23 protein-coding genes are annotated in these 26,761 nt (G+C 46.5%); 10 read left to right on the top strand and 13 right to left on the bottom strand.

What is annotated here, in order from left to right:
• Nucleotides 1–121: 121 nt before the first annotated feature.
• The 4 genes from E2R66_RS02425 (at nt 122) to E2R66_RS02410 (ending at nt 4,832) form a co-directional block, all read left to right on the top strand.
• Complete coding sequence (locus E2R66_RS02425) at nt 122–703, top strand: DUF4142 domain-containing protein (RefSeq protein ID WP_133226711.1); 582 nt, start codon at nt 122–124, stop codon at nt 701–703.
• 118 nt (nt 704–821) lie between these two features.
• On the top strand, nt 822–3,254 hold the full coding sequence (locus E2R66_RS02420) for a zinc-dependent metalloprotease (RefSeq protein ID WP_133226713.1): 2,433 nt from the start codon (nt 822–824) through the stop codon (nt 3,252–3,254).
• Between the two features lie 44 nt (nt 3,255–3,298).
• Entirely contained in the window at nt 3,299–4,315 is a 1,017-nt protein-coding gene (locus E2R66_RS02415; RefSeq protein WP_133226715.1) for a Gfo/Idh/MocA family oxidoreductase, read from the top strand.
• A gap of 43 nt (nt 4,316–4,358) precedes the next feature.
• Entirely contained in the window at nt 4,359–4,832 is a 474-nt protein-coding gene (locus E2R66_RS02410) for a TlpA family protein disulfide reductase (RefSeq protein WP_133226717.1), read from the top strand.
• Nucleotides 4,833–5,064: 232 nt separating this feature from the next.
• Here the strand turns inward: E2R66_RS02410 and E2R66_RS02405 are convergent, their stop codons facing one another.
• The 5 genes from E2R66_RS02405 to E2R66_RS02385 form a co-directional block, all read right to left on the bottom strand.
• Nucleotides 5,065–5,853, bottom strand: a complete 789-nt coding sequence (locus E2R66_RS02405; RefSeq protein ID WP_133226719.1) for a succinate dehydrogenase/fumarate reductase iron-sulfur subunit — start codon at nt 5,851–5,853, stop codon at nt 5,065–5,067.
• 86 nt (nt 5,854–5,939) lie between these two features.
• A complete protein-coding gene (locus E2R66_RS02400; RefSeq protein ID WP_133226721.1) occupies nt 5,940–7,874 on the bottom strand; it encodes a fumarate reductase/succinate dehydrogenase flavoprotein subunit in 1,935 nt (644 codons plus the stop codon).
• A gap of 123 nt (nt 7,875–7,997) precedes the next feature.
• Nucleotides 7,998–8,783 carry a succinate dehydrogenase cytochrome b subunit gene (locus tag E2R66_RS02395; RefSeq protein WP_133226723.1) on the bottom strand — a complete coding sequence of 262 codons (786 nt, stop codon included), beginning with the start codon at nt 8,781–8,783 and terminating at the stop codon, nt 7,998–8,000.
• Between the two features lie 286 nt (nt 8,784–9,069).
• A complete protein-coding gene (locus E2R66_RS02390) occupies nt 9,070–9,522 on the bottom strand; it encodes a hypothetical protein (protein WP_134737897.1) in 453 nt (150 codons plus the stop codon).
• A gap of 11 nt (nt 9,523–9,533) precedes the next feature.
• On the bottom strand, nt 9,534–11,510 hold the full coding sequence (locus E2R66_RS02385) for an alpha-ketoacid dehydrogenase subunit alpha/beta (RefSeq protein WP_133226727.1): 1,977 nt from the start codon (nt 11,508–11,510) through the stop codon (nt 9,534–9,536).
• Nucleotides 11,511–11,569: 59 nt separating this feature from the next.
• Here E2R66_RS02385 and E2R66_RS02380 point away from each other — a divergent pair, with 59 nt between their 5' ends.
• The gene (locus E2R66_RS02380) at nt 11,570–12,424 is read left to right on the top strand and encodes a DUF4198 domain-containing protein (RefSeq protein ID WP_133226729.1); all 855 of its coding nucleotides are present in this window, start codon (nt 11,570–11,572) and stop codon (nt 12,422–12,424) included.
• 89 nt (nt 12,425–12,513) lie between these two features.
• On the opposite strand, the gene E2R66_RS02375 is transcribed toward E2R66_RS02380, so the two are convergent.
• From E2R66_RS02375 to E2R66_RS02360, 4 genes are all read right to left on the bottom strand, one after another.
• A complete protein-coding gene (locus E2R66_RS02375; protein WP_133226731.1) occupies nt 12,514–13,059 on the bottom strand; it encodes a dihydrofolate reductase family protein in 546 nt (181 codons plus the stop codon).
• Nucleotides 13,059–14,456, bottom strand: a complete 1,398-nt coding sequence (locus E2R66_RS02370) for a LutB/LldF family L-lactate oxidation iron-sulfur protein (protein WP_133226733.1) — start codon at nt 14,454–14,456, stop codon at nt 13,059–13,061. Before E2R66_RS02370 ends, E2R66_RS02375 begins: the two co-directional genes overlap by 1 nt.
• Before the next feature lie 181 nt (nt 14,457–14,637).
• Entirely contained in the window at nt 14,638–15,609 is a 972-nt protein-coding gene (locus E2R66_RS02365) for a S41 family peptidase (RefSeq protein WP_133226735.1), read from the bottom strand.
• A 1-nt stretch (nt 15,610) separates the two neighbouring features.
• Nucleotides 15,611–16,042 (bottom strand): MarR family winged helix-turn-helix transcriptional regulator, encoded by a 432-nt coding sequence (locus tag E2R66_RS02360; protein ID WP_133226737.1) that lies wholly within the window; start codon nt 16,040–16,042, stop codon nt 15,611–15,613.
• A 339-nt stretch (nt 16,043–16,381) separates the two neighbouring features.
• On the opposite strand from E2R66_RS02360, the gene E2R66_RS02355 reads away from it, so the two are divergent.
• Nucleotides 16,382–17,059 (top strand): hypothetical protein, encoded by a 678-nt coding sequence (locus tag E2R66_RS02355; RefSeq protein ID WP_133226739.1) that lies wholly within the window; start codon nt 16,382–16,384, stop codon nt 17,057–17,059.
• Here E2R66_RS02355 and rimM read toward each other — a convergent pair whose 3' ends face one another.
• Nucleotides 17,060–17,584 (bottom strand): ribosome maturation factor RimM, encoded by a 525-nt coding sequence (gene rimM, locus E2R66_RS02350; protein WP_133226741.1) that lies wholly within the window; start codon nt 17,582–17,584, stop codon nt 17,060–17,062.
• Nucleotides 17,585–17,726: 142 nt separating this feature from the next.
• Nucleotides 17,727–18,248, bottom strand: a complete 522-nt coding sequence (locus tag E2R66_RS02345) for a 30S ribosomal protein S16 (protein ID WP_133226743.1) — start codon at nt 18,246–18,248, stop codon at nt 17,727–17,729.
• 191 nt (nt 18,249–18,439) lie between these two features.
• Between E2R66_RS02345 and E2R66_RS02340 the strand changes: the two genes are divergently transcribed.
• The gene (locus E2R66_RS02340) at nt 18,440–20,179 is read left to right on the top strand and encodes a PAS domain-containing protein (protein ID WP_133226745.1); all 1,740 of its coding nucleotides are present in this window, start codon (nt 18,440–18,442) and stop codon (nt 20,177–20,179) included.
• A 168-nt stretch (nt 20,180–20,347) separates the two neighbouring features.
• The gene (locus E2R66_RS02335) at nt 20,348–21,652 is read left to right on the top strand and encodes an amidohydrolase (protein ID WP_133226747.1); all 1,305 of its coding nucleotides are present in this window, start codon (nt 20,348–20,350) and stop codon (nt 21,650–21,652) included.
• Nucleotides 21,653–21,957: 305 nt separating this feature from the next.
• Here E2R66_RS02335 and E2R66_RS02330 read toward each other — a convergent pair whose 3' ends face one another.
• The gene (locus E2R66_RS02330; RefSeq protein ID WP_133226749.1) at nt 21,958–22,704 is read right to left on the bottom strand and encodes a protein NO VEIN domain-containing protein; all 747 of its coding nucleotides are present in this window, start codon (nt 22,702–22,704) and stop codon (nt 21,958–21,960) included.
• 182 nt (nt 22,705–22,886) lie between these two features.
• On the opposite strand from E2R66_RS02330, the gene E2R66_RS02325 reads away from it, so the two are divergent.
• Nucleotides 22,887–23,747, top strand: coding sequence for a hypothetical protein (locus E2R66_RS02325; RefSeq protein ID WP_133226751.1), 861 nt, complete (start codon nt 22,887–22,889; stop codon nt 23,745–23,747).
• Between the two features lie 29 nt (nt 23,748–23,776).
• Nucleotides 23,777–24,433 (top strand): hypothetical protein, encoded by a 657-nt coding sequence (locus E2R66_RS02320; protein ID WP_133226753.1) that lies wholly within the window; start codon nt 23,777–23,779, stop codon nt 24,431–24,433.
• A 434-nt stretch (nt 24,434–24,867) separates the two neighbouring features.
• Here the strand turns inward: E2R66_RS02320 and E2R66_RS02315 are convergent, their stop codons facing one another.
• Nucleotides 24,868–26,397 (bottom strand): serine hydrolase, encoded by a 1,530-nt coding sequence (locus tag E2R66_RS02315; RefSeq protein ID WP_133226755.1) that lies wholly within the window; start codon nt 26,395–26,397, stop codon nt 24,868–24,870.
• Nucleotides 26,398–26,761: the final 364 nt, after the last annotated feature.

Genomic DNA, 26,761 nt, shown 5'->3' with positions numbered 1-26,761 from the left:
AATAACAAAACTTTAAGGTATAACAACACGCCGCTTTATTTTACAGCAACAATAAACCCTGCCGCCTAAAACTAAATGGAATGCCTTTTGTTAACTATAAAAACAAAAAATAATCTACAAGATGAAAAGAATTAGTTTAGTGGCAATGGTTGTGCTTGCAGCATTATCATTCCAGGCATGTAACAATGCCGCAAAAGACAGTAAAGACACCGCCGACAGCTTGAACGCCGTTAAAGACAGTACCACTGATGGCAGCACGGGCATTGCGGTTGATAAGATGGACGCAGAGTTTGCAACCAAGCTTGCCAATGGCGGTTTAGCCGAAGTAGCCCTGGGCAAACTTGCCGAAAGCAAAACCACCAACCCGCAAATAAAAGAGTTTGCAGTAATGATGGTATCTGACCACGGTAAAGCCAACGAGGAACTAATGGAAATAGCTAAAACAAAAAACATTAGCCTGCCGGTAGCACCTGATGAAGAGCACCAGAAAAAAATGACCGAATTATCTGAAAAAACAGGTAAGGATTTCGACGCTGCTTATGTTGACGCCATGGTAGATGGTCATAAGAAAACCGTAGACTTGCTGGAAGATGCATCGAAAAATTGCAAAGACTCTGATTTGATGACTTTGGCTACCAAATTATTGCCAACAGTAAAGGGCCATTTAGCCAAGATTGAGGCTATTAAGGCTAGCATGAAATAATTTATAGCAATACATATTGCTGAAAATGGGAATGGCATATGCTGTTCCCTTTTTTGTGCGCTATGGTTGCAGAGGCGTACTTTATTGAATAATTTAGGCAGATAAACTACGCCGCCTCATGAAAAAATACCTGTTGATATGCCTATCGCTTTTGTTTGCCCATCATGTACTCAAAGCCCAGGATATTCAAACCAAAACAAAGGGCTTTGCCAAATACACCGGCTATTTCAATTTTTATTGGGACGAAAAAGCAGGTAAGGTATATTTAGAGATAGATAAGCTTAACCAGGAGTTTTTGTACGTGAACTCGCTACCGGCCGGCGTGGGCTCCAACGATTTGGGCCTCGACCGTGGGCAGATAGGTGATAGCCGCATTGTGAAATTCATCAAAATTGGTCCTAAGGTGATGCTGATACAGCCGAACTACAACTTTAGGGCGGTAAGCAATAATGCCGATGAGCGTAAATCTGTAGAAGAGGCCTTTGCCCAATCGGCCATATGGGGCACCACGGTTTTTGCCGAAGAGGGCGATAAAGTACTTATAGACCTTACCCCTTTTTTGCTGCGCGACAGCCACCGCCTGGCCGACCGCCTTAGCGGCAGCGATCAGGGAAGCTATAGTCCCGATGAGAGCCGCTCGGCTGTGTACCTGGCCAATACCAAAAGCTTTCCGGATAATACAGAATTCGAAGCGATGGTTACCCTGGCGGGTAAAGCCACAGGGGCAGAGATAAGCTCCGTTACGCCCGATGCCAATGCGGTAACGGTGCGCATGCATCAATCTTTCATTAAATTGCCCGATGCTGGTTACAAACCCCGCAAGTTCGACCCGCGCTCTGGGTATTTTGATGTGGAATACATGGATTTTGCCAAGCCCATAGGCGACCCCAATGTACAGCGATTACTGAGCAGGCACCGTTTGCAAAAGAAAGACCCAAGTGCCGCTATTAGCGAGCCGGTAAAACCTATCGTTTATTATGTTGACCGTGGCGCGCCCGAGCCGGTGCGCAGTGCACTAATAGAGGGCGCCGGCTGGTGGAACCAGGCTTTCGAGGCGGCGGGCTACAAAAACGCTTTCATTGTAAAATTACTGCCCGAGGATGCCGACCCGATGGACATCCGCTACAATATCATCCAATGGGTGCACCGTTCAACCAGGGGCTGGTCTTACGGGGCATCCATCAGCGACCCGCGCACCGGCGAGATTATCAAAGGCCAGGTTTCTTTAGGTTCGCTGCGCGATAGGCAGGATTTTTTAATTGCTGAAGGCCTTTTACAACCCTATGAAGATGGTAAACCCGTGAGTGATAAAATGCTGCAACAGGCGTTGGCAAGGCTGCGCCAGTTAGCCGCCCACGAGGTTGGGCATACACTTGGCTTGCAGCATAATTTTACGGCCAGCGTAAACGATAGGGCATCGGTAATGGATTACCCGCCACCAGTGGCGAGCCTTGTAAAAGCCGATGGCAGCATTGATGTAAACAAGGCTTATAAAATCAATATTGGGGAATATGATAAACGCGCCATTCTTTACGGTTACCAGGATTTTGCAGCAGGGACAAATGACGAAGAGGCCCTGAAAGGGATTATTGGCGAAACCATCAAACAGGGTTTCCTGTTTATTACCGATGAAGATGCGCGTCCCGCAGGTAGCGCGCACCCGCAGGCCCACCTTTGGGATAGCGGCAACGATGCTGCTGATGAGCTTAACCGACTGCTGCTGCTGCGCAGGCAAGTGCTGGATAATTTTTCGGCCCGGGCGATAAGGCAGGATGCGCCTATGGCCACAATGGAAGAGGTTTTGGTGCCCATGTACCTGATACACCGCTACCAAACCGAAGCCGCAGCCAAAATGCTGGGTGGTTTATATTATACCTACGCATTAAAAAATGATGGGCAAACCATAACGCGCTTTGTGCCGTCAGCCCAGCAATGGAAAGCCTTTGATGCGTTGATGGCCACTTTAAAGCCCGATGCCCTGGCCATGCCCGAAAAGCTGATAGCCATGATACCGCCCCGCCCGCCCGGCTACCCGCGCACTAGGGAAACCTTCAAAGCCCGCACGGGGCTTACTTTCGACCCTTTAGCTGCTGCTGAAGCTGCCGCTGGCACAACACTAGCCTTTATGCTGCAACCCGAGCGTGCCGCCCGGTTGGTAGAGTATCAAGCGCGCGATGCCGCGCAGCCCGGCCTGTTGCCTGTTTTGAATAAACTGATTGCCCAAACCTGGAAAGCACCCGATGCCGCAGGCTATAAAGGCGAGCTGCAAAGGTTAGTAAACAACCTAACCCTAAAACAGCTGCTGCAACTGGCCGCCAATACTAATGCCGCCGAAAGCGTGCGTGGGATAGCTCTGCTGCAGATAGATGATTTGAAGAAATGGATGCAAAGCACATTGCTAACTGCAACAGGTAACCGCAAAGCCAATTTGCTTTTCGGCCTGGCGCAGTTAAGTCAGTTTGAAAAAACGCCGGATAAATTCCAGTCTGCAAAACCTTTGAACATGCCCGATGGTTCACCAATTGGCGCGGATGCAGACCTTATTTATTAATAATTACGCAAAAGCCCTTATCTTGCATCGCTAAAACAAAAAACATGGCAGTACCAATTGTTACCGGCTTAATGGCCTACGGCATGTCGGGCCGAATATTCCACGCGCCGTTCATCCATAGCAACCCAGGCTTTACCCTAAAAGGCATTGTAGAGCGTAGCCAGAAAAAGGCCGCCGCTGTTTACACGGATATCGTGAGCTATAACAGTATCGATGAGCTGCTTGCCGATGAGGAAGTTGAGCTTATCATTGTAAACACGCCCAATAACCTGCACCTGGAGCATGCTATTGCGGCCATGCGCGCGGGCAAGCATGTACTGGTTGAAAAACCCGCTGCTGCTACTGCCGCGCAGGTAAAAGAACTTTTTGACGTGGGCCGCGAAACCGGCAAGCATGTAATGGTGTACCAAAACCGCCGGTACGATAGTGGTTTTATATCTACTAAAAGCATCATTGAAAGTGGTCGCCTGGGTACCTTGCAGGAGGTGATTTTCCGTTTGGACCGCTACAAAATGCAGATAAATGTGAAAGCATTTAAAGAAACTAAAGAAACACCTGCCAATGGCCTGGTTTACGACCTTGGCGCACATTTGGTAGATAATGCTATCGCCCTGTTTGGCAGGCCGCTATCGTTCCACAAAACTACCGGTATTTACCGCGAGGGTTCTGAAGTACCCGATTATTTCCACTTCCACCTGCTATATCCCAACCAGCTAAACGTGTTTTTAACTTCGGGTCTGCTGATAGCCGAAGAGCAGCCGGGCTTTATCGTAAATGGCACATTAGGCAGCTTCGTGAAAGCGCGTACCGATGTGCAGGAAGGACAATTAGATAAAGGCATGATGCCAACCGACGAAGGTTACGGCTTGGAACCTGCCGGTAGTGAAGGGAAACTGGTAACGATCGATGAAGATAACCGGAAAATTGTAGAGAAGGTAGCATCGGACAAAGGCGACTACATGCAAATATTTGATGCTGTTTATCATACAATACGCAATAACGCGTTATTCCCTGTAACAGAAGAACACATTGCCTGGCAGTTAGAACTGCTGGAAGCTTAGAAATTAGGGACTAAAATTGTTGATAGCCCCCCAACATATAAAGATGAAGAAATTATTATTCGCCATAACCCTGCTGATAGCTGCAGGATGCTCAAAAGCCCAACCCCCGGTAATTGCACCCTACAAGATGCTGAAACTGGATAACACCTGGACTACTCCCGCTGATCTGAAGAAAGACAAGCCAGTTATGCTCATCTACTTTGCGCCGGATTGCAGTCATTGCCAAAAGCTTATTTACGATATGAAGCCGGTGATGAAAAGTTTTAAAGATATCCAGGTGGTGATGATCACCTTTACCGATATTAAGATGGTGAAGGTTTTTAACGACGATTTCGGGCTATCGGCTTATAAAAACTTCACTTTAGGCACCGAAGGCTATACCTACACCGTGCAGAAATACTACCAGCTTAAAACCACGCCTTACATAGCCATTTATGCTAAAGATGGCCATCTGGTGCAATCATTTGAAAAGGTACCCAAAATACCTGAATTGGTTGAGGCGGTGAAGAAGGCGTAATAGCCAATTCACCTCTTTGTTACGAGGGAAGAGAAGTCATCGCTGCCGCAAGCCTCCTCGCTTGTGGCCCCGTTTGCAAAGTCCGCTATGCATTGCCAAAAACATAATGGCTACCCGTCCTGCCGGCCACAAGCGAGGACGCTTGCGGCAGCGGAAGGGAAATAGATATAAAACAAAAATCCCCAACTACGATGTAGCCGGGGATTTTTGTTGATGGAAGAATATCTTCAAATTATTCACCACCTGCGTGATCATTGGCATGTTGCTCGCGGAATAGTTTCGCGCTGAAGTAATCATTGTTCATGCGGGCAATATTGGTAAGCTTAATCTCTTTAGGGCATTCTGCTTCGCAGGCACCGGTGTTGGTACAGTTACCAAAACCTTCTTCGTCCATTTGGGCAACCATAGCTTGTACGCGGCTGTAACGCTCGGGCTGGCCTTGTGGCAATAAGCCCAACTGGGTGATTTTTGCCGATACGAACAACATAGCAGATGCATTTTTACAGGCTGCTACGCAAGCGCCGCAACCAATACAGGTAGCCGAGTTAAAAGCCTCATCAGCCACAACCTTAGGTATCAGGATGGCGTTAGCATCTTGTGCACCGCCGGTATTTACCGAAATAAAACCACCAGCTTGCTGAATCCTGTCGAATGCCGAACGATCCGTACCCAGGTCTTTGATCACCGGGAATGCTGCCGAGCGCCAAGGCTCAATAGTGATAGTTTCGCCATCTTTAAAAGTACGCATATGCAGTTGGCAGGTAGTAATGGCCTGCTTTGGCCCGTGCGGATGGCCATTGATATATAGCGAGCAAGAGCCGCAGATACCTTCGCGACAATCGTGGTCGAAATGAATTGGCTCGTCGTTCTTTTTGGTAAGGCTTTCGTTCACCACATCCAGCATCTCCAGGAACGACATGTCCTCAGAAATACCTTCTGCCTTATAGGTAACAAATTTACCAGCTGCCTGTGAATTTTTTTGGCGCCATACTTTCAGCGTCAGATTCATGTTTCCGCTCATTTTTATTGAGATTAGTGAGTGGTTGATTAAGTTGCTTAGGTGAATGGTTTAAACCACTCTCTACTCACTCAATCAACTATTCTCCATTACTTATAACTACGTTGTGATAACTTAACATTTTCGAAGATCAGTTCTTCTTTATGAAGCACTTCTTCCTGGTCTTCGCCCTTAAACTCCCATGCTGCAACATAAGCATAGTTTTCGTCGTCGCGCAAGGCTTCGCCTTCAGGTGTTTGCGATTCGAGGCGGAAGTGGCCACCACATGATTCTCTGCGGTCTAAGGCATCGGTAATCATCAGTTCGCCCAGTTCAATAAAGTCGGCAACACGGCCTGCTCTTTCCAACGCAGCGTTTACTTCATCGTTCTCGCCGGTCACGATGGCATTCTTCCAGAAATCTGCTTTCAGGGCTTTGATCAGGTTTTTTGCATGTTTCAACCCTTCTTCTGAACGGGCCATACCGCAATATTCCCAAATAATGTGGCCAAGTTCGCGGTGGTATTCTACAACTGTTTTGTTGCCTTTAAGGGCAAGCAGTTTGTTGTTGTAGGCAATTACATCCTGCCGGGTTTGCTCAAACGCAGGGTGGTTTATGTCAACCGGTTTCGGGCCAATGGTAGCCAGGTAATCTCCTAAAGTGTAAGGGATAACAAAGTAACCATCTGATAAACCCTGCATCAGTGCGGATGCACCAAGGCGGTTTGCACCGTGATCGCTAAAGTTACACTCGCCCATGGCGTAAAGGCCCGGCACGTTTGTACTTAAATTATAATCAACCCAAAGGCCACCCATGGTATAGTGTACGGCAGGGTAAATGCGCATAGGTTGTTTGTACGGGTTCTCGTCGGTAATTTGATAATACATATCAAACAGGTTACCATATTTTGCACGTACGGTATCTTCGCCCAGGCGTTGTATCGCTTCTGCAAAATCAAGGTAAACGGCCAAACCTGTTGCGCCAACACCTTTACCTTCGTCGGCAACTTCCTTTGCGTTACGTGAGGCCACGTCGCGCGGAACCAGGTTACCAAAAGATGGGTATTTCCTTTCCAGGAAGTAATCTCTTTCGTCTTCTTTTACCTGCGATGCGGTAATTTCTTTTTTGCGCAATTTCTCGGCAGTTTCTTTTGTCTTAGGGGCCCAAACACGTCCGTCGTTACGTAACGATTCAGACATCAGCGTAAGCTTACTCTGGTGATCGCCGGTTACCGGGATACAGGTTGGGTGAATTTGGGTATAGCAAGGGTTTGCAAAGAATGCACCGCGTTTGTGGGCACGCCATGCTGCCGTTACGTTACTGCCGATAGCATTGGTAGACAGGTAGAATACGTTACCGTAACCGCCAGTTGCCAATAACACAGCATGTGCCGCATGTGTTTCAATCTCGCCTGTTTTTAGGTTACGGGTTACAATACCTTTGGCATGGCCATCAACTACAACCACATCCAGCATCTCGGTGCGGGTGTACATTTTCACCTTACCTAAATGAATCTGGCGGTTAAGGGCCGAGTAAGCGCCTAATAACAGTTGCTGCCCTGTTTGGCCACGTGCATAGAAAGTACGGGATACCTGCGAACCACCGAAAGAACGGTTATCCAGCAGGCCGCCGTATTCGCGGGCAAATGGCACGCCCTGTGCAACGCACTGATCGATAATATTTACCGATACCTCTGCCAGGCGGTACACGTTGCCTTCACGGGCACGGTAGTCACCACCTTTAATGGTATCGTAAAACAAACGGTAAACGCTGTCACCGTCGTTTTGATAGTTTTTTGCTGCGTTGATACCGCCCTGTGCTGCAATAGAGTGCGCACGGCGCGGACTATCCTGGAAACAGAACGATTTAACGTTGTAACCAAGCTCGGCCAACGATGCCGCTGCTGATGCGCCTGCCAAACCGGTACCTACGATAATGATATCGTATTTACGCTTGTTAGCGGGGTTAACCAGCTTTAAGTTAAATTTATGCTTGCTCCATTTTTCGGCCAGCGGCCCCTGCGGAATTTTAGCATCTAAACCCATATTCTTATTTGAGATTAAAGAGACAAGAATCAAGAACCAGGATAAATGGCTGCGATTCTTTTCTCTGTCTTGTGCGTTTAATAATGTCTTGAATCTTGATTCTTACCTCTTGATTCTCTTTTACTACTTTGATATACTCTGGAAATAATACACAACCGGCATCAGCGCAAACCCAAGGGGTATAATTACGCCAAAGAACCAGGTACCGAAGAAATAAACTATCGGCTGGTATTTTTTATGCACCCAACCCAGGGTTTGGAAAGCGCTTTGGAAACCATGCAATAAGTGGAACGCTACCGCACCCATTGCAATCACGTAAAACGCAACGTACCAAAGTTTGCTAAAGCTTTCCTGCACACGTGCATGGATATCTTTCACCCTTACAATTTCTACATTGTTTTCGGTAGAGATCGACCTTTCAAATTCGGCAGTAGCAGGGATGTATTCACCAACCGTGGTTACGTTAGTTGCCAAATCGGTACGGTACTCTTTAAATTTAAGTACATTATCGTACTTGTACACATACCAAAAATCGCTCATGTGTATTACAATGAACAGCAGCAGGATAGAACCCAACAGCCCCATGTTTTTTGACGACCATGATGCTTTGCTTTTGGTTTGCACCGCGTACCCTACCGGGCGTGCTTTACGGTTTTTAAGGGTTAGCACCAATGCATATATAGCATGCACTATAATGCTGATGTACAGAATGTAGGCGATAACCTCAATCGGCGGAAAATGCGTTAAGAAATTTGCGTAGCTGTTAAATGCGAAACCCTGGTCGTTTTTGAATAGCAACAGGTTGCCACCCAGGTGAACAATTAAGAAAGTACACAAAAACAAGCCAGTTAAAGCCATTATCAGCTTCTTTCCCAGTGATGAGTTAAAGGTTTGTTTGAATTCGCTCATTATTAATTCAGATTTATTTAGGCAAAAGTATTTATTAAAAGCCAAAACATATAAATGGTTTCGGCTTTATAAAGCATAATCCATTATTTAGAAACAATCTAAAAGAATTTTGGCGAGAAAGCTTTTATGAAGGGCCTGTTAGGGCAGTGGGTATTAGGTTAAGCCTCGTCGGTACCGAATAACTCCTGATGAAAGGGAGATGCTTTGGGTTTAGCCACCATAATTTGCCAGCCTGGAATATGGCAGCGCGTGAACGCCTTGTGCCGGAGTTATCAAAAAGGAGACTTTATAGTGTTGTTAATGATCTTATCTTTTCTTCCAATGCACGACCATCTTCCGATATAAATCGCCGTACTATTGATTTTGCTCCTGTTTTATATTCTCTAACAAATAGTTCCCCCATCATTGTTTCAGGGTATTGTTCATCGCTATAGGTTATCGGATGGCCCGCTTTTAATAATTGCTCATTGCTCCAGCCAGAAACATCTACTTCCTTTAAAATCACAACCACTTCTTCTAAAAGCCTGTAGTCTGCTGTCAATTCCATCCTGACAAGGTGTTTAGTGCCAATTGAAAACTCTTTGATAAATAGATTGCCTTTAAGAGTTTCAGGATACTGCTCGTCGCGGTAAAAAATTGGAATGCCTGCTTTTAACATGGCTTCGGCACCCAGTCCCGCATCTTCGTCAATACCCTTTTCAATGGGGTCGTCTTTGTATATGTCTTCCAAAGTAACCATATGCTAAGATACTAATATTTCAATAACGTATCCATGCATTCTTCCAGCCTTGCTTTGGCCATGAATTGATCTTCCAGCGCTTTGTTCATCGGGATGGCCGTATCCAAACTGGCGCAACGCATTACCGGCGCATCCAGGTATTTGAAGCAGTGCTCGCCAATGTAGGCCGCTAGCTCCCCGCCGAAACCGCTGGTGAGCGTGTCTTCGTGCAGGATAAGCACCTTGGAGGTTTTCTTTACTGTTTTTACTACGGCTTCCTTGTCCCAGGGCTGCAGGCTACGCAGGTCCAATATCTCAATGGAGTGTTCGGGGTGTTTCTCGACATATTCAATGGCCCAGTGTACACCCAAGCCGTAAGTGATGATACTCGCCTTTGTGCCCGGCCGTACAATGTTGGCCTTGCCTATCTCTACGTAATAATCATCGTCGGGCACGTTGCCGCTAATGCTGCGGTACAAGGCCTTATGCTCAAAGTACATTACCGGGTTAGGGTCGGCAATGGCGGCCATCAGCAGGCCTTTGGCATCATCGGGGAAGGCGGGGTAAACCACCTTCAGCCCCGGTGTTTTGGTAAACCAGGCTTCGTTGCTTTGCGAGTGGAAAGGCCCCGCACCAGTGCCGCCACCCGTAGGCATGCGTATCACCACATCTATAGGCTGGCCCCAGCGGTAATAAGTTTTGGCCAGGTTATTTACCACCTGATTGAAGCCGCAGCTTACAAAATCGGCAAACTGCATTTCTACTATAGCTTTGTAACCATTGAGCGATAAGCCCATGGCCGTACCCACAATGCCCGATTCGCATATGGGCGTATTGCGCACGCGTTCCTTGCCAAATTCTTCCACAAAACCTTGGGTAATTTTGAACGCGCCGCCATATTCGGCAATATCCTGCCCCATTATGATAAGGTTGGTGTGGCGGCGCATGGCCTGCCGCATGGCATCGCTTATGGCATCAATATAACGTTTGTTAGATAACACCTCATAAGGCGGGTGCTTGGGCATGCTGTATAGCCGGTACATACTATCCACCTCGGTTTGTACGTGAGGGATGATATCCGGCTCGTTAAACACTTTTTCTATTTCGGCATCTATCAGTTTGGTAAACTCGTTGCGTAGGTAGGGCACCCAATCTGGCCGCAATACCTGTTCTTGCAACAGGTATTTTTCGAAAGTTTCCAGAGGGTCTTTCTTTTGCCATTGCTCAAAAAGCTCGGGTGGTACGTATTTGGTGCCCGATGCTTCCTCGTGGCCGCGCATACGGAAGGTCATGCACTCCAACAGCACCGGGCGGGGGCGTTGGCGCATACTTTTTGCCTGTTCGTTTACGGTGTGGTAAACCTCCAGCACGTTGTTGCCATCAATCTTGCGGCCCTCTATGCCGTAACCAATGGCCCTATCGACAAGCGATTCGCATTTGTATTGCTCGTTTACAGGGGTTGACAGGCCGTAGCCGTTGTTCTCTATCAAAAAAATTACGGGGAGGCTCCAAACGGCGGCAATGTTGAGCGCCTCGTGGAAATCGCCCTCACTGGTAGCGCCTTCACCGGTATAAACCAGGGTTACTTTTTTGCGCGCGCTTAGCTTATCAGCCAAAGCAATGCCATCGGCCAGAGCCAGCTGCGGGCCCAGGTGAGATATCATGCCGATGATTTTATATTCCTGTGTGCCGAAGTGGAAAGACCGGTCGCGACCGCGGGTAAAGCCCGATAGCTTGCCCTGCCATTGCGCCATCAGCCGCGAAATGGGGATATTACGTGCCGTAAATACACCCAGGTTGCGGTGCATGGGCAAAATATATTCATCGGCATCCATAGCCAGGGTACTGCCTATCGCAATAGCCTCCTGGCCAATGCCGGAGAACCATTTGCCTATACGGCCCTGGCGTAGCAACACCAGCATTTTTTCTTCAACAAGCCTCGGTAATAATAATTTCTTGTAGAAAGTTATTAAACCGTCATTATCGATATTTTTACGATCGAAAATCATCCCTGTAAAGCTAAGAAGTTTTTAAAACTTTGTATGTTTACGTCATCCATCTTTTTGCTATGAAGCATTTGTACGTTATTTTATTTGTTTTGTTTGCTGTTTTGGGCTTAACTGCCTTTGCACCAGATGGGTTTTTATTGCCCGAAAGCTTTTACCTGCATAAAGGCGATAAACTAAACGTGCACTTGCTCACTGGCGATAACCTTGTGCAAGAGGGAGAAGAACGCTTCAACGCCAAGCGGACAAACAAATTCAACATATACGAAGGCTCTAAATTAACCGACCTGCTAAAGGTTGCAAAGGATAGTGCCGCGCCGGTATTAAGTTACCCCATCACCAACGCCGGACTGGTAATGGTGGAACTGAACACCAAAGATGATATCATCGAACTACCGCATGAAGATTTTGTAGCTTATCTTACCAAGCAAGGCTACAATAACCTGGCCGATAAAATAAAAGACGATACCCGCCTTAATTTAGTAGAGAAATACCGCTATTACTTGAAAACACTGGTGAGTGTAGATGGCGGCGGGGGTAATGCTTTTAGTAAGGTGTTGGGCAACGATCTGGAGATTGTGCTTAAACAAAACCCCTACAAAAGAAGCTATGGCGACGATATTGCTGCCGTGGTTTATTTTATGGGCAAACCGCTTCAAAACAGCAATGTGCTGCTGTATGTCAAAACTGCATCGGGAAATGTACACCCACAATTGCTAGCCTCGGATGCAAACGGGCAAGTGTTTTTTAGTCCCAGCAGGGATGGTATTTATATGCTGCGCTGCGTACACATAGAGCCATCTAAAAACAACGACGCCGATTTCGAAACCTGGTTTGCCACTTTCTCTTTCGCCTTCAGCAATCAGGATGAACTGCCGAATACTTATCGTGAGTTCGGTTTCGGGAATAAACACTAATTGTCTGAACCTTGATTTTCCTGATTAATGGACTGCAGGATTTCAATCAAGTAATCTTTTAATCAAGAAAATCATGGTCCAAACTCACCCTAAAGCATTTTCAACATTTCCATATCAAACTTTGGGCTTAAAGCATAATGCAGTTGTATAAGGCCGCTGCTATAAACCTGCTGCCTAATAAACTGCAGATTCAACCGCTCGCTCAAATTTTGGAACAATGGCTTGCCTGCCCCTAAAATAACGGGATGTACAGATAGGTGTAATTCGGTTACCCAGCGTTTAGCAATAAATGCCGAAAGGAGGCTTGCGCCGCCAAACAGCCAGATGCTTTTGCCGGCATCATTCAATATACTTTCAACCGCATGTTCGAAGTTTGCCGTGTTAATAATGGTTATGTCTTCATCTTCCTCGGGCACCAACGTATCTGAGAAAACATATAGCTTTTTGCCGGGGAACATGCCGGGGTTGGCACGTATTAATTCATAGCTTTTACGGCCGATAAATAAGGCATCAATGCTGTCAAAAAAATCAGCAAGGCCGTAATCATGATCGTCGAGGCACCAATCGTATTCGCCGTTTGGGCCCTCTATAAGCCCATCAAGGCTCACCGCTACATTCAAGATAACTTTACGCATCAATCTTCTTCGTTTTTATCGGGCCGACTACGCTCTGCCCATTGTTTGCTGAACGATTTTTCGGCTACCTCGGGCATCTCTTTATACTGCCCCCACGATTTTTTGAAGAACAGCTTCAGCAGGTAATTCTTCATTTTACCGCTAAAAAAGTCCATCGTTTTGCGTTTCAGCATGCCTTTTTTCCAGCCGGCCCAGCCCCATCTTTCTTTTTTGGTTACCAGGTTTTCTTTTACGGCATCGCGGCGGTTAAGCAGCAGCATCTTGTGGATATCTATTTTTACCGGGCAAACGCTGGTACAGGCCCCGCAAAGGCTGCTGGCAAAGCTTAGGTGCTTAAAATCTTCCATGCCGCGCATGTGCGGTGTTATTACTGAGCCAATGGGGCCGGTGTAGGCGGTTTCGTATGTGTGGCCGCCTATGTTTTTGTAGATAGGGCAAACATTAAGGCAGGCCCCGCAGCGTATGCAGTAGAGGCCCTGGCGCTGCTCTTTTTGGGCAAGCAAGTTGGTGCGGCCGTTATCAAGCAGTATGACGTACATCTCGTTCGGGCCATCAGTTTCGCCGGGTTGGCGCGGGCCGCTGAGCAAGGTGTTGTAAACGGTTAGGTTTTGGCCGGTACCGTGGGTAGCCAGCATGGGCAAGAACAAATCCAAATCGGCAATGGAGGGGATTATTTTCTCTATACCTACGATGCTGATCTGTATTTTGGGGAAGGTGGTGGTGAGTCTGGCGTTGCCTTCGTTCTCGCTGATGGAGATGCTGCCGGTATCTGCTATCAGGAAATTGGCACCGGTAATGCCCACATCTGCCCGCAGGTATTTTTCGCGCAGCAACTCGCGCGCTTTTTGGGTAAGCTGCTCGGGCGTGGCATCTATGGGCGTGCCGAAACGATTGTGGAACAGCCGGGCAATATCCTCCTTAGAAAGATGCATGGCCGGGGTAACAATATGATATGGGCGTTGGCCTAGCAATTGTACGATGTATTCGCCAAGGTCGCTCTCTACCGATTCAATATCATTGCTTTCCAAAAACTCGTTCAGGTGTATTTCTTCGGTGGCCATCGATTTGGACTTGATGACCGTTTTTGCGTTTGCCCTGGTGAGGATGTTGAGTATTTCGCGCTGGGCCTCCTCTGCATCGTTGGCCCAGATTACTTTGCCGCCACGTTTCTGGAAATTGGCTTCAAACTCAGGCAGGAACTTATCCAGGTTCTCCATCACTTTCCATTTGATGGCGTGGCCCTTCTTTTTAGAATTATCGAGGTTGATCATCCGCGAGAGGCCGCGGGCAACTGATGCATCGTACTTGCCGATGTTATGGTTGATGATGCGCCGATGGTCCGTATCGAACACTTTCTGTTCGGCCGTCTCTAAAAATTCCGCTGCGATGTTTCCCATTTATGCGAAATTAAGCAAACGCGGGCAAGAATGTTTTAAACGGGTTAAATTATTTGCTTGTGGGAGGGGTTGGGGGTATTGCCGGGAAAGAAGAAACCCTTGTTCTTGATGAAAGCAACGTAGTTGTTAATTGCCATCGTTGAAGCGTTTGCTGCATGGGGGGGGCGGTTATACAGCGATTCTATTTGTGATTCACCATCCTTATTGCAAAATCAAGCGCTTGATCCGCCGGAATATCCTTATCAGGTTTGACCCCTACTGTTTCCCAATCTGATTTTGTAATAGGATTAATAGCGCGGGCAAAAGGCACATTAGCTACAAATCCGTTGCCAACGCTAAATGGTTGTACCGGATGGGCGCCCCCGGCTGTAGTTTCACCAATAATAACAGCCCGCTTTTGGGTCTGTAGGTCGTAGGTTAGCTCTTCACCAGCTGAAAAGGTGTGTTTACTGGTTAAGATATAAATTGGCATATTGTAAAACCCCTTTATAATTGTATCCGGACTCGACCAATATGTTGTTGTGGATTTGTCTTTTCTGGAATATAAATCGTTCAAATGCGTCTGTTGATTAAAGAATAACCCACAAATGAAACTCACCATCCGTGGATCTCCACCCATATTGCTCCTCAAATCAATAATCAATGCTCCGCTGTTGCTAACGAAACGGAATGCAGCGAGTGTCATTACTTTAGCGGCAGAATCTGGCTCAAAAAAACCACCAATTTTTAAATACCCGATATTTCCTGGCAATATCTCTGCTTTGTCAAAACCGAAATTCACCCTTTTTCTGAATTTTAACATCCTCTCTTTTTCCATAATTGTATCTGTTTTGCCATTGGCAGATGAGAAAAGAGGATCATAACTAATGGATAAATGGCCGTCGTGATACACAGACAATAGATCGCTGGTAAGTATAGCAGCAAACACAGCCTGAGTTTGAATGGTGTCATAGCGGCCCGATTTAAGCTGGCCTTGAATAAAATCGCCCATCTTTAAAGCTGTATCCAAGTAGATATAATTTGCTTTAAGGCTCGTGGAGATGCTTGCAACCGTTTCGGATTTCACTTTTTTCGTCAGTTTCGCGGTTTGCGCATTGGTTGTGCCTATTGCAAGAACCATCACTAGCGACAGTGTTATGTTTAATCTATTCATGTTAGGATTTACAGTTTTCGATGATCTTGGTTAAATATTCATGAAGCTGTGCCACTTCGTCTTTACTTATTCCATCAAGTGCTTTTTTTCGGTTACTTTCGGTTATAGGCTGCATGGTTTGTAAATTTACCGTTGCCTTATCTGTGGGGGTGAGGTTGAATCTTCTGCGGTCATTAATGTGGATAGTTCTGGTGAGATATTGTTTCTTGACCAATATTTCGACAATGCGCGTTACCGAAGCAAAATCTTTAAAAGCAGCTTCTGCTATTTCCTGCTGCGTCCAGTCTGGATTGTCACTTATTGCTTTTAAAACAAGCCACTGATCTATCGTCAAATCAAAGCCATGTTTCATCATGTTGCGTTGAGCAAATTGCCTGTAACACTTAATCGCTTTTTCAAGAGAATAAAAAAGTATGCCGTCTAATTTTTCCATATTATTTAATTGATGCAATTATAATTGATATGTCAATTAAATGCAACTATTAACTAGGTTTATGGATGAAAAATGTTTTTTACAATTTATTTGGAAATGCTCGAGACCCGGAAACCTTTGGCATTATTTGCTGCGCAAACATGTGGAGACATTGGGGCTGTATTTTCGTTCCTTTTTCACCCTCTTTAACGCCCTAAAAGAGAGGCGACCAATCCCCACAGCTACGGGGACGGTGAATTAACTTGCAAAGCGCAAGTGTCTGCGCTGAAACGTAGCTCCCGCCCTATTTTATTCTTATAACGGATAATATTCTGCTCCATATACCGTATTTGCTTTACTATGAAAACCAGGCTACCTATCCTTATCGTTTCGGCTATGCTGGCATCCTGCAGCAGCGGCATCTACGTTAACAAGGCATATCTATCGCAACATAACATTGGAAGCAAAACGCTGGCTGTTTTGCCGGCCGATGTTTATTATAGCGGCAAACAGCCGCGGCAGGACGATTGGTACGCTCAGGAGCAAACCGCAAGCCACGAATTACAGGCAGAAGTGCAACAGGCCCTGCTTGATTATAAATGCAGCCATGGCCGCGGCAACCAGCAGTACACCGTAGTGTTGATGGATGCCGACACCGTGAATAAACGCTTGCTCACCAAAATGGCCGACCTGCGTACCGCATGGACGATGCCCGCCGACAGCGTTGGCCGTATGATTGGTGCCGATTTGGTGATAAAAGTGCGGATGGATAGGGAGCGTTACATGTCTCAAAAGGCGGCGAATTGGGGCAATGCCGGCCTTTTTGTGCTGAATGTGCTAACCGCGCCCCGATATGGCGTAGAGCCGCCGCTTTTTGGTTACGTAAAGGCCGCCGATTTCGATTATGAAATTAACCTTATTGCCACCGCCACGGGCGATACGATATCAAGTTATCGGCTCAATCCGCCAAACCGGGGCGAAATAACGCGGGCTAATAAATGGATGGCGACAAAATCGGTAGTGTTTGCGGGGAATTGACTACTCCATATAAACGTCCAGCAGGCCATCGGGCAGGTCAACCGTTACGATGTTCTTCACCCGGTCTATCCCCAATATAATGCTCTCGTTCAGCGGGAAAAGCACTTCGTTATTTTTATAGGTAACAGCAGCTATCAGTTGCTGCGGAAATTCGTGGATATCGGTAATCTCGCCCAGTTCGCCCTCGTTGATGTCTACAGCTATAAACCCTTTCAGATCTTTTAAGCCGAAATCTTCTTTCCGTTTTTTGGGTTTGGCTTTATTGGGCAGGAAAATATCCTTGCGCACCAGGGTGCTGGCTTTTTCGATGGTGTCGATATCTTCCAGGTACAGGTAGGCACTGTTTTTTTGGTTGTGCTTTATCGATTCTACAAAAAAAGGCACGAGCTTGCCGGCGATATCCAAAAACATTGAGGTGATGTTGATGTTCTCCACGCCATCGTAATCCATATACAACTGCATCTCGCCCTTAAGTCCTTTAGTCTTAAGCACCGTGCCTATCCTGAAATAACCTTCTCTATCCATTTGATGAATTCCTTGTTAAATAACAATGGCGAAGAACCGTTGGGTTGCTTCGCCATTTGTGTCAGAATCAAGAAGTAAAGAATCAGGAATCAAGAAAGTTTTCTTGTCTCTTGCTTCTTGTTGTCTTGTTTCTATTAAAGTATTATTCAGCGCTTTCTGCTTCAGCATCTGCAGCCGGGGCTTCTTCTGCTACTTCTTCGGCAACTGGTGCGTTTTTGGCAGCAATAGCAGCGGCTTTATCTTCCTTCTTCTTAGCTTCGGCAATTAAAGCAAGTTTGCGTGCTTCGTCTTTTGCAGAAACCAGACCGGTTTTTTTGCCGGTGATTTTACCGTCTTTTTGTTCTTGCCACTCAGCAAATTTAGCATCTGCCTGTTCTTCGGTTAATGCGCCTTTTTTAACGCCGCCCTGTAAGTGTTTTTTGTATAATACGCCTTTGTATGACAGTATTGCACGGCAGGTGTCTGTTGGCTGCGCGCCATTGTTTACCCACTCAAGGGTTTTGTCGAAATTGATGTCGATAGTAGCTGGGTTGGTGTTAGGGTTGTATGAACCTACACGCTCAATGAAACGGCCGTCGCGGGGTGCGCGGGCGTCTGCTACTACGATGTAGTAAAAAGGTTTGCCTTTTTTACCGTGTCTTTGCAGTCTGATCTTAGTTGCCATTTTTAAATTTTATGTATTCAACATTGTCCCCGGAGTTATTTCTGCGGGGATGCAAAGGTATGTAAATAATTTATAAATTAAAAGGCTTATTATTAATTGGATATAAATGGAGGCTATGATTTATTTAAGTAGAAAAGCATCTATTGATACATATTTTGTTATAACTTTATACTTCAACCCGACGGGGCCTTATGCAAGCTAGCGTTTTGCCGTTAATAAAAGAATGTATAGTAGCATTTAACCTGCAACTTCAACAGTATATTACTATTGGGCCCGGCATGGGCATGCTTGCAGGCCAGCCACAGGGAACCACCCCAAGCCATGTTGATTTCTGGATTCCGATTATTCATCCCGATGATGCCGGGCGGGTTAGCAAGGAATATAGCAGCCTTACCCCCGGCAACACGCTGGAAACTACTTACCGCATATTGCCTGCCGATGGCAGTACACTAAGGCACATTGCCGAGCGGCGCAGCATTTATACCGATGCGCTCACCGGGCACCCGGTATTGCTTTGTACGCTGAACGAGGTAGCTGCACACGCCCCGTTAGCAGGGAATGGCAACTGTGATGCACTTCAAAGCGAACAATTCCTGGCATCGCTGGCTGATTCGCATACCTATTTCCTGGTGCGTTTGGATAGAACCGGTTGCTTCACATTTGCAAACAAAAGATACTGCGATGTTTTTGGCTACACAGCCCATGAGCTTAAAGGGCAGCATTTTGCTATGAATTCCGTTTCCGAAGACAGGGCACTCTCCCAGGCAGCCGTTGAATATTGCCTGGCTAACCCCGGTAAAATAATTCCACTGACGCGCGAGAAGCTGGATAAAGCCGGTAAACGCCACCCCACAGAATGGGAATTTGTATCTGTTGTAAATGAGCGCGGCGAGGTGAGCGAGATAAGGGGCCTGGGGCAGGATACCAGCTTCCGAATGGAAACCGAGATCAGGGTAATGCGCGCTAACGAAAAGCTGGATAATTTTATTGAAAGCATTACCGATTCGTTCATCATATTGGATAAAAGCTGGCGGTTTATTAAAATTAACGGGGCCTTCCTCCAAACATTTAACCTTACCCAACGCGAAGTGATAGGCAAAACTGTATGGGAGGTTTTCCCCAACATTGTAAACCTGGATTTTGCCAAAAAACTATATATCGCGGCAGAAACGAAACGAAGTTTACAGTTTACCGAGTTTTTGCCGGTAATGGGGCTCTGGTTTCGTAACACCCTATATCCATCGGCAGAAGGGGTTACTATTTTCATGAAAGATATTACCGGGCTGAAGATGGCCGAAGAGGAACTTGACCGTACGCGAATTAACCTGGAGTCGCTAATAAACAATACCGAGGACCTGGTATGGTCTATAGGTATAAATGGGTGCTATATCTATACCAATCAAGCTTACAAAAATGCGGTGTTTAGAGGGGCCGGTGTAATACCACACAACGGGCAGGAAGCGGTAGTTTATGGCCCCGATGCCACACGTAGGTTGTGGACGGAGTATTACCGGCGCGCACTAAGTGGCGAGAGTTTTTCTATTGTATATGAGAACACGCACTCGGTGCCCGGGCAAGTTTTTTATTATGATGTTAGTTTTAATTGCATCGCAAACCAGGCGGGCGAAATTATGGGTACTGGCTGTTTTGCCAGGGACATTACCGCGCGCCTGCAAGCCGAAAATGAAATCATCGCCCAAAACGAACGGCTGCGTAATATTGCCTCTTTAAGCTCGCATGAGCTGCGCCGCCCCGTGGCCAGCATGCTGGGCCTGATCAACGTGATAGATTTTGAAGATTTTGCCAACCCCGATAACAAGGAAGCCATTGACCTGTTGCTGGTGGTAGGCAACGAGATAGACGAGGTAATACGCGCCATAGTAGATAGCACCTTTACCGGCTCGCTGTCGGGTGTGTATAAAGAGGAATAGGCTGCGTTTAGATTTTCGTTCCCCTCTTGTCCAAAGGAGTCCTTCGGACAAGAGGGGAATCGCACATCCCCCCGCTTTGGATGTTTGAAACCATCCGCTCCACGCTAATCCCCCTCTTTTTTCCTCACAAATACCTATATTTAAAAAAATTACCAGGCCCTTCCCCACATGAAAAAACTACTACTGCTTGCCTTAACTGCTATATCCTTATCTGCATCGGCCCAAAACGCCGCTACCCGTAAACTCATCAGCACCAAAGCCGATGCACTGCAAACTAAGATCGTGGCCTGGCGGCGCGATTTCCACGAACACCCGGAGCTGGGTAACCGCGAGGTACGCACGGCGGGCATTATTGCCGCCCATTTAAAGTCGCTGGGGATAGAAGTACAAACCGGCGTGGCAACAACCGGCGTAGTTGGTGTATTGAAAGGTGCCAAGCCCGGCCCGGTGGTAGCCCTGCGTGCCGATATGGACGGACTGCCGGTTACCGAGCGGGTCGACCTCCCTTTCGCATCCAAAGTAAAAACACAATATAACGGCAACGAGGTAGGTGTAATGCACGCCTGCGGTCACGATTCGCACATGGCTATACTGATGGCCGTTGCCGAAATATTATCGGGCATTAAAAACGACCTGCACGGCACGGTGAAATTCATCTTCCAACCGGCAGAGGAAGGCGCGCCCTTCGGCGAGGCGGGCGGTGCCGAGCAAATGGTAAAAGAGGGCGTGATGGAGAACCCGCATGTGGATGTAGTCTTCGGCCTGCATATCAACTCGCAAACTGAAGTAGGCAAAATTGTGTACCGCACGGGCGGTATTATGGCCGGCGTAAGCGATCTGCAGATTATCGTGAAAGGCCGCTCGGCACATGGTGCATACCCCTGGAGCAGTGTCGACCCAATGGTGGTATCGGCCCAGATCATCACCGGCCTGCAAAGCATTGTAAGCCGTAATGTAAACATCACCGAGAACCCCGCCGTGGTTACCATAGGGGCCATTACCGGCGGCACGCGGTTCAATATCATTGCCGAGAGCGTAAAGATGCAGGGGACAGTGCGCTATTTTACCAAAAGCGACGAGAAAATGATAACCGATAATGTGCGCCGCATTGCCACCAAAACCGCCGAAGCTTATGGCGCAACCGCCGAAGTACTGCTGCCCTACAGCAACCATTACCCCGTTACTTTTAACGACCCTGCCCTTACCGCCCTGATGCTGCCCACCCTGGAAGGCACCGCTGGTAAAGACAATGTAAGCCTGCGCCCGCCCGTAACCGGTGCAGAAGATTTTAGCTTTTACCAGCAGAAGGCGCCGGGCATCTTCTTCTTTTTAGGCGGCATGCCCAAAGGCAGCAACGCGCTCATTGCACCATCGCATCACACGCCTGATTTTTATATCGACGAAAGCGGATTCGGCCTCGGCGTAAAGGCCCTGTGCAATTTAACGCTGGAGTATATGGCGATGAAGAAATGAGGCGACAGATTAAACTCGTCCATAACCTTACTGTATTATCTGAAAATGCTGTTTGCCCGGGCAATATGAGTTGTTGCGTTATCAGTTTAGCTTACGGTCATCGATAAAAAGAAATGTGTTTTTAAAAAACATAAGACTTCCGAATTCTTCATGGTAGGTAAGTCTAAATCGGTCCTCATGGTCTTCATCGTAATATACGTTATCTGCACAGTTTAGGCAAATAGGATGGTAATCACCCAAAAAGCCAGATGCTTCATTCTCGAAATCATCCGCTAAACCACATAAATAACACACCCACTGATCGTTCATATTGACGTAGAATAATTTATTTGAGTTGTTTGCCTTTCATTTTTTTTAAACATCAACCTACTATTCAGTGGGTCAAAATGATACTGGCAAACTGGTTTGTCATTAAAGTTTTTGACTATAAAAAGGCAATATTTTTCCTTAAGATATTGGGCCAATAAAAACTCCTTCTCCGTCATTGAAATGCTACCGGAATTAGTATCCAACCCCTTCACCTCCACGCAATAATATTTGATTTCGAGCGACAACTTAAAATCGAATCCGCAGGCGAGGTTAGTTGTATCCTTTAGTTCAAAACCTATAAAATTTCTAACTTGTTGATAATTTATCTTAAAGTACTCCTCAGCGGCAATACCTGTCGCCAGTCTCTTTGCAACAGTCTCTGAGTAATCCTTCTTTTCTATTTTCTCAATAATGCTTTCGACTTCATAATTCTTTATAACAAAGCTTTTTATCAATTCTGTAAATGTTTCGAAGTCTAAATCGGAAAATCCATCAAGAAAGTGTTTGCAATATCCTCTAATTTCACGCTTATGCCAGCCCTTTCTTAAGTTAGGGAAGAACGGATCGAATTCATCTCTATAATTCTTTATTGAGGTAGGTTTCGTTCCAAGGGCGAAGCCAAAAACATTAAAGGCTTCGTTAAATGTTTTAAATCCTAAATAGATTAATGCCTGGTCATCAAACTTGGATAGGTAAAGGCCTATAAGTATCGATTTATCTCTGATTGAAAAACTATGCCGCATTAATTTCTAATCTCAAAAAGGAGCCAATAAATTTTGGTCTCTTCACAATCAAATTTAATATTAGAAATTAATAACGAGAATTGTTAGATGTTATATTCCGACAAATTGAACACCTAGATAAAAAGGATATATATTTGGATAATAAAAACTCGCGCCCGAACACAAAAACCAAAACCTAAGCCATGCTAAAAACCATCCTCACCTCCATCATGCTTTTTATTTGCTTCGCGATAGCTTTTGCGCAGGATAAAGAACCCGACCGGGCCGAAGTTGACCGCCTAACGGATAGCGTTATAGCGGAAGGGAAGGCACTGTTCCGCTCCGAGTGGGCCTCCTGGCACGGCACCGATATATTTTTTGAGCGGTTTAAAGAAAGGGAAAACCAGATAGGCGGCTACGTATCTTACGAAACCGCCGATAACCTCATCAATGTGTTTTATACCAAAGGCGATAAACCACAAACCATGGGCATTATCACCTTCGGCAAAGATTTTAATATACAAAACTACCAATTGGACACCGTTGCAAGGCCCCTGAACGCCATAGAAATGGATCTGTACACCTTGCGCGCAGCGGCGTTTAAAGCGCTGCATACCGATACTACCTTTAAAATGTACCTTAATACCGACTTCAACGTAATCCCTTTTATCAACAAGGGCGTAAAACGCGTCTATATCCTTACCTCGCCAAAAGCACTTCGGGTGGTTGCGCTGGGGAACGATTACCAGCTGACTGTAGACAACAATAACCAGATCACTTCGGTAAAGCGGATACACAATACCCTGATCAGTACGGATACAAAAGGCCAGAAAGGGATGACCCTTATGCATACCCACCTTATTGGAAAAGATGAAATCATGAGCGCTACAGATATTTGCACGCTGATGCTATACGAAAAGGAAAACGATTTGAAACAGGCTTATGTGATGTCGAAAAAATATGTCTCTATTTGGGATTGCGAAAAAGACACGCTAATCGTATTAACCAAACAAGCTTGGGACAGGATAAACGCTGACCAGAAAACACGGCACCCTAAACAATAATATAACGCAACATTAACACCTCCCCATTTATGGAACCTGAATTTGCAACCTTCCAAACGTTTAATGACCCGACCCTGGCCGATGCGCTGGTGGAGGTATTAGAAAAACACGAAATAAACTACCATTTACAACAGGTCACCACCAGTGCCAACCCGCTGATGGCGCTGAATAACGAACTGGACAAGGAATACATCATAAAAATAAGTCCCGAAGATTTTACAAGAGCCAACCAAATATTGGCCGAGGAACAATCGGTTGATTTAGATGCTGTAGAGTCCGACCATTATTTATTTGCTTTTAGCAACGATGAATTGCTGGATCTGTTGGCAAAACGCGAGGAATGGAGCGCCTATGACTACCAACTTGCTCAAAAGATACTCAGCGATCGCGGTGTGGAACTGAGCGCGGAAAAACTATCGCAGATGGAGCAGGAGAGGATATCCGAGTTAAAACAGCCTGAGCCGCCGCAAACCACCTGGATTATCCTCGGTTATATCTGCGCAGTTTTGGGCGGCTTGTTCGGCTTGCTCATTGGCTGGCATTTAATGGGGCATAAAAGAACTCTGCCTAATGGCGAAACCGTTTACGCCTATACCAATAAAGACCGGGAACACGGCCGGGTGATATTTTACTTGGCCATAGTGGGCTTTATAGCAGCAGTTGCAATGCAACTATTACGGGCCTGAAATATTCAGAGTCGTTTAGATTTGTCAACTTTTTAAAAGTTGACAAATCTCCATCCCGCTAATACCCCCATCATAAAACTAGCCAACGCGCTAACCCGTATTGCATGTCGTAGACCTGCCGTGTGGGGTGCCGAAACAAGTAATCGGCATGAAGTGGCGGGCTTGAGTTGCGGTGTCGAAACCTAATGCAAATGTCCGCGTCGCGATTCGACTCACCCCTGCCTACCGGCAGGCAGGCCCACCCCCCCTCTCTACTTCGTAAAGAGGGGGCTTTTTTGATTTGACTTCTTTTCCTAACCCTCTTTGCGAAGCAGAAGGGCAACGCCCGCGCATGCGGGTCGTCGGGCCTGCCTGTCGGCAGATAGGGTGAGTCAAATCTTCGTGCGACAAGAAACGGCTTTCAAATTCCGAAATCTCACATCCGAATTCCCAAATCACTGCACCTTCTTAAAATCATAAGGGTTGTACTCAATAAAATCGGCCACTTTTACGCGTACGCCAGTTACCTTATTATTAAACGTGAAAAAGGGGAATACGGCTTTGCCCAGGGTTGGGTCGCTAAAGGTTACGTAGAAGCGGTTGCAACCCAGGGCCTGTAGCTTGGCATACATTTTTTGGTGATGCTCAAAACGCATTTCCAGTGTGCCGTTCTCTCCGGCGGTAATTTCCATATTGCCGTAAAACTCGTTGGTGTATTTGCCGGTGTATTCGCCTAGGGATAGTTTGGGTTTTGGCATCAGGGCCACGCTATCGCGCAATTTTCGGTCGGCCTGTAGCTGGCGGCTGGCAACAGCCTTAAACTGGTCCAGGTACACCTCGCTGTAATTACGGAAACGCTGCTTAAAGTAAGCATCCATCACCTCCCACTTCAGGGCCTCGTAAAAGTTGTTCTGGTCGGTATTGGTGAGCACAATAATGCCCAGCTTATCCTGCGGCACCAGCGTTACCGAAGTTAGGTAACCGTTAACCCCGCCGGTATGCATATAAATGCGGTGGCCGCTGTAATCCTCTATCTCCCATCCCAGTCCGTACAGTTCAAAATTGGTTTCGCCGTTGAGGTGCTTCACGCTGCCTACAATATCCTGCGGCTGTCGGGTGGCCTGTATGGCGGCGGCGGGTATCACCTGGCGCGCACCAACCTTGCCATCGTTCAGCAGGGCCATTACCCATTTACTCAAATCGTTTACCGATGAACTGATAGAACCCGCAGGTGCAAGGCCATCAATAGCGGCATAGGGGATAGCTGTAAGCCTACCATCAACCAGTGTATGTGGCACCGTGCGGTTAATGGCTTTGGGCATATCGGCACTAAGGGCCAGGGTATTGCCCATACCCAGCGGCGCAAAAATATTTTCTTTTACGTAGGCTTCCCAGGGCCTGCCAATGGCTCTTGGGATAATTTCGCCGGCGGTTAAAAAAGCCGCGTTGGTATAGCCCCAGGTAGTGCGGAAGGGGTAGATAGCCTTCATTTTGCCTAACCGGTCTATCACATCGTGCCGGGCCAGATTGGTATTGTAAAAGGTAAAATCGCCCTGAAAGGTGCGGAAACCCAATCGATGGCAAAGCAAATCTTTCACAATAGTCAACTCGCCGGCGGCTTTGTTATCCAGCTTAAACTCGGGGATGTATTGGGTAACCTTATCATCCAACGATAGTTTTTTATCGGCCTGCAACATGGCCAGTGCAGTAGCCGTAAAGGCCTTGGTATTGCTGCCTATCATAAACAGCGTGTTCTCATCAACCTTGTTCATCAGCCCCAGCTCTTTTACGCCGAAGCCTTTCATGAGCACTATCTTGCCATCTTTAACAATACACACCGCTGCGCCCGGTATGCGCCAGTTGGTAATAGCGCGGTTAATGTAATTTACGAGGCTGTCTTTAATGAATTTACTGCGATCGATGTTTTGGGCATGCGTATTGGCGAACGCAACAAGCGCAAAAACAAGCAGGTACATTTTTTTCATGGGCGGATATTTAAATCAAGGCTTTAAAATGCTAATTTAACGCAAAATTTACCGGGGTAATGGTTTGTTAACAAATAACAGCAGTAATCGCTTTTAAGTTTTCAAGGGGCAATATCATAAACAAAAACCACGATCGAACAACAGCGTAAAATTTAGCCACAATATATCTTTGTGAACTTTGTGCAAAATCCTGGTGCTCTTTGTGGTAAAAATTAACCACTAAGCACACCAAGGAATAAACACAGCGCATACTAAGCCAGATTTATTTCTAGCGGTTTTTATTAAATAGTTTTATGATATCGCAGCCTCTTTTTACAAGCCGAGGCGCTTATTTTTAACTGCTATCCCCAAAAATCAGCAAACG

It is taken from the genome of Mucilaginibacter psychrotolerans (assembly GCF_004519315.1).
GTDB classification, from domain to species: domain Bacteria; phylum Bacteroidota; class Bacteroidia; order Sphingobacteriales; family Sphingobacteriaceae; genus Mucilaginibacter; species Mucilaginibacter psychrotolerans.
This window is presented reverse-complemented; position numbering and strand designations above follow the sequence as displayed.

Excerpts from the sequence above, each read along its gene's own strand:
- E2R66_RS02425 (WP_133226711.1), top strand. The coding sequence starts at position 122 with ATGAAAAGAATTAGTTTAGTGGCAATGGTTGTGCTTGCAGCATTATCA.
- E2R66_RS02420 (WP_133226713.1), top strand. The coding sequence starts at position 822 with ATGAAAAAATACCTGTTGATATGCCTATCGCTTTTGTTTGCCCATCAT.
- E2R66_RS02415 (WP_133226715.1), top strand. The coding sequence starts at position 3,299 with ATGGCAGTACCAATTGTTACCGGCTTAATGGCCTACGGCATGTCGGGC.
- E2R66_RS02410 (WP_133226717.1), top strand. The coding sequence starts at position 4,359 with ATGAAGAAATTATTATTCGCCATAACCCTGCTGATAGCTGCAGGATGC.
- E2R66_RS02405 (WP_133226719.1), bottom strand. The coding sequence starts at position 5,853 with ATGAGCGGAAACATGAATCTGACGCTGAAAGTATGGCGCCAAAAAAAT.
- E2R66_RS02400 (WP_133226721.1), bottom strand. The coding sequence starts at position 7,874 with ATGGGTTTAGATGCTAAAATTCCGCAGGGGCCGCTGGCCGAAAAATGG.
- E2R66_RS02395 (WP_133226723.1), bottom strand. The coding sequence starts at position 8,783 with ATGAGCGAATTCAAACAAACCTTTAACTCATCACTGGGAAAGAAGCTG.
- E2R66_RS02390 (WP_134737897.1), bottom strand. The coding sequence starts at position 9,522 with ATGGTTACTTTGGAAGACATATACAAAGACGACCCCATTGAAAAGGGT.
- E2R66_RS02385 (WP_133226727.1), bottom strand. The coding sequence starts at position 11,510 with ATGATTTTCGATCGTAAAAATATCGATAATGACGGTTTAATAACTTTC.
- E2R66_RS02380 (WP_133226729.1), top strand. The coding sequence starts at position 11,570 with ATGAAGCATTTGTACGTTATTTTATTTGTTTTGTTTGCTGTTTTGGGC.
- E2R66_RS02375 (WP_133226731.1), bottom strand. The coding sequence starts at position 13,059 with ATGCGTAAAGTTATCTTGAATGTAGCGGTGAGCCTTGATGGGCTTATA.
- E2R66_RS02370 (WP_133226733.1), bottom strand. The coding sequence starts at position 14,456 with ATGGGAAACATCGCAGCGGAATTTTTAGAGACGGCCGAACAGAAAGTG.
- E2R66_RS02365 (WP_133226735.1), bottom strand. The coding sequence starts at position 15,609 with ATGAATAGATTAAACATAACACTGTCGCTAGTGATGGTTCTTGCAATA.
- E2R66_RS02360 (WP_133226737.1), bottom strand. The coding sequence starts at position 16,042 with ATGGAAAAATTAGACGGCATACTTTTTTATTCTCTTGAAAAAGCGATT.
- E2R66_RS02355 (WP_133226739.1), top strand. The coding sequence starts at position 16,382 with ATGAAAACCAGGCTACCTATCCTTATCGTTTCGGCTATGCTGGCATCC.
- rimM (WP_133226741.1), bottom strand. The coding sequence starts at position 17,584 with ATGGATAGAGAAGGTTATTTCAGGATAGGCACGGTGCTTAAGACTAAA.
- E2R66_RS02345 (WP_133226743.1), bottom strand. The coding sequence starts at position 18,248 with ATGGCAACTAAGATCAGACTGCAAAGACACGGTAAAAAAGGCAAACCT.
- E2R66_RS02340 (WP_133226745.1), top strand. The coding sequence starts at position 18,440 with ATGCAAGCTAGCGTTTTGCCGTTAATAAAAGAATGTATAGTAGCATTT.
- E2R66_RS02335 (WP_133226747.1), top strand. The coding sequence starts at position 20,348 with ATGAAAAAACTACTACTGCTTGCCTTAACTGCTATATCCTTATCTGCA.
- E2R66_RS02330 (WP_133226749.1), bottom strand. The coding sequence starts at position 22,704 with ATGCGGCATAGTTTTTCAATCAGAGATAAATCGATACTTATAGGCCTT.
- E2R66_RS02325 (WP_133226751.1), top strand. The coding sequence starts at position 22,887 with ATGCTAAAAACCATCCTCACCTCCATCATGCTTTTTATTTGCTTCGCG.
- E2R66_RS02320 (WP_133226753.1), top strand. The coding sequence starts at position 23,777 with ATGGAACCTGAATTTGCAACCTTCCAAACGTTTAATGACCCGACCCTG.
- E2R66_RS02315 (WP_133226755.1), bottom strand. The coding sequence starts at position 26,397 with ATGAAAAAAATGTACCTGCTTGTTTTTGCGCTTGTTGCGTTCGCCAAT.